The organism is Siphonobacter sp., from assembly GCF_048595215.1.
Classification (GTDB): Bacteria; Bacteroidota; Bacteroidia; order Cytophagales; family Spirosomataceae; genus Siphonobacter.
This window is the reverse complement of the sequence record NZ_JBMDWJ010000305.1, coordinates 1-2,864: the sequence shown is the minus strand read 5'-3', so window position 1 is coordinate 2,864 and position 2,864 is coordinate 1. Positions and strand designations below refer to the sequence as shown.

Sequence of the window (2,864 nt, the reverse complement as noted above, 5' to 3'; positions counted from 1 at the left end):
ATCTGCCCGGTTGAAAACGTCTACATCGTTACTTCTCAGGAGTACTATGATTTGACCAAGCAGCAACTACCCGAGCTTTCAGATCATCAGATTCTCTTGGAACCCTCCCGTCGCAATACGGCTCCCTGCATTGGCTACGCCTGCTACAAGATTGCCGCCAAAGATCCCGAGGCCAATATCATCGTTACCCCTGCGGATCATTTGATCTTAAAGGGGAAAGAATTTACAGATCGTATCAAAGTAGCCCTAAAGGCGACCGCTGAATCGGACATTTTGGTGACCCTGGGGATTACCCCCACCCGGCCCGATACGGGTTATGGTTACATTCAGTTTGATGGCCTGACTGACAAGGAAGTCAAGCGGGTGAAGACCTTTACCGAAAAACCACATTTGGAACTAGCTCAGGCGTTTCTGGAAAGTGGGGATTACGTCTGGAACGCGGGTATCTTCGTTTGGAATGCCAAATCCATTCGCAAAGCATTTGAAGCATATCTTCCGGCTATGCATGAGGTGTTTGAAAAGCTGGAAGCCAACTATTATACCGAGCAGGAGGCCCTGGACTTACTCCAAGTGTATCCGCTGTGTCAAAGTGTTTCGATTGACAATGGGGTAATGGAGAAGGCCCAGAATGTGCACGTGGTCTTAAGTGACATCGGCTGGTCGGATCTGGGCACGTGGAAGTCCTTATACGAGGTAAGTGAGAAAGACGAAAACGACAACGTGATTGATGGCCACATCGTCACCCATAACACGACAGGTTCGATTATTAAGACGCCCAAAGAGCGGCTGGTGGTGGTGGAAGGACTATCGGATTACATTGTCGCCGAGTTTGACAACGTGCTTCTCATTTGTTCCAAAGACAAAGAACAGAAGGTGAAAGAGTTTGTCAACGATGCTTCCAAAAGAGGAGCTCACTTCGTATAAAAAATAAAACTGTGAACGCCGCCTGGGTGACTAAAGCACCCAGGCGGCGTTCATATTAATAAGCTAAATGCCTAGAAGTTAGCTTGCCGAATTCGGTTCTATTTCTCGTCCTACCTTCCTTAGTACTAGCAACTTTGCTAGTAAGCCACAAGCATCTTCACTGATTAGCTTAAGTATAGCTTACCTTGATAGTAACATGATTTAATGCACAAAGCTTACCTCAATTAGTAAATTTACTTGCTATTCCTACATGTCAATGCAGCCCTATGTTTTTGCAAGGGTAAGATGTTAGGATAATCTAAAGGCCTAACCCTTCATTTATAATGACTTCGGGATTAAAAGAATATAAGGAATCATTCAAGCAGAATAGATTCTATTCCTTGTAACTCTATCAATCGCAGCGGTACTTACCTTACAGGTTAGAGCTGTAATAGCTTCAGTTCAATATCTATAAAATCTTATGGAATCCTCTTACGCTTACTTAAAATAAACTTGCTAGTACCAAGACTCATCTAAGAAATCAGATTGACTCTGGTATTAATTATGGTTTCTACTATCGTCATACACGTAATAATAGTTATCCTTTTCAGAAAAATCTAATTAACAGACTGCTGAATAAAGGTATTGTCTGTAAAAGGGTAATGATTCGAGCTAGCTTAGTCTCTAATAAGCTTTTTCGTCGCCTTTGATCATCTTCTCAACCGTCCACCAGCAGATCTTGGCATCCAGCACCGCCGAGCGTCTTTTGATGTACCACTGATCCAGTTTCAAGCGGTGCTCCATGTCTTTTAGTCCCGCTTCTCCCCTGAGACCTCTCGTCTGAGCTAGGCCCGTAATGCCGGGTTTGACTAGGTAACGGGTATGAAAATCAGGTACTACATCCCAGTACTGAGCATCGTGCTCTAGGGCATGCGGCCGGGGACCCACAATGCTCATATCCCCCCAGAGTACATTTAAGAATTGAGGCATCTCGTCCAGGTTCGTCTTGCGAAGAAACTTGCCGATGGGCGTAATCCGCGGATCATCGGCCGAGGCTTGCTTGAAGGGAGCCACCTGATTATGACGCATGGTGCGAAACTTCAGACAGCGGAAGCGGCGACCGTTGCGGCCCGTACGCCATTGGACAAAGAAGACGGGGCCCGGCGAGGAGAGTTTGACCAGGGCACCAATGAGAGGAACCATCCAGCTCAGTACCACCAGCGTCACCAAACTGGCCATCACCACATCAAAAAATCGCTTCCCCAAAGGTTGGGTTAGGGCTAGCTGCGAAGAGGAACAACCCTCAGGTCGGCTGGCTTGCTTTTCTAGATAAGTCGTGTCTAAGCGAAGGCTATTGTCTGAATATTTCATGACATCAAGGCGGATTTTTGGTTCGGTTGGATGAATCTAAAAATACGACAAAACACCCTAACGTATATAGGTATACGAATTCCAGTTCACCACAGCAGTGCATGGAGAACAATTAAGCTGTTCGTAAATCTTTACTAAGCGTCAAAACCATCAAATCCGAGACTCTACTTGGGATGGTTTCATGCGACAGAGTTCATACGTACTTAACTACTGTGAATGGTTAGCCTATTATTTAAAGATTCATGAAAGCTAAGGACGGAACTTAACCGAAGGATGAATAACAGATAGTTGTCAGTATCCATTACTCGCATACATTTTAATGGTAAATCACTTTACCGGTAAGAGGGGTTATTCAAAATGGGAATACTCAAAGGTTGGTACAAGAAGTATAGATCTTCTTGTACCTTATCCTTTTCTACCTAGTCATTGAGTTTCTTTTTGTCATCACCGTAGTAGCCGTAGCTGTAGCTGTAGTAGTAGGCCTCACCCTCGCCTACCCCGTTCAGGATGATGTTCAACTTCTGGAATCGCTGCTCCTTGTAGAGCGTGTCAATCATCTTCAAGTAATGCTTCGGCGTCACATCGTGACG

The 2,864-nt window shown here is 45.1% G+C and carries 2 protein-coding genes; one reads left to right on the top strand and one right to left on the bottom strand.

The window, feature by feature from the left end:
* On the top strand, positions 1 to 924 hold a 924-nt coding region (locus ACOJTG_RS18865; protein ID WP_420155243.1), incomplete at its 5' end, for a mannose-1-phosphate guanylyltransferase.
* Between the two features lie 663 nt (positions 925 to 1,587).
* Here ACOJTG_RS18865 and ACOJTG_RS18860 read toward each other — a convergent pair.
* Positions 1,588 to 2,274 carry a sugar transferase gene (locus ACOJTG_RS18860; RefSeq protein WP_420155242.1) on the bottom strand — a complete coding sequence of 229 codons (687 nt, stop codon included), beginning with the start codon at positions 2,272 to 2,274 and terminating at the stop codon, positions 1,588 to 1,590.
* Positions 2,275 to 2,864 lie beyond the last annotated feature (590 nt).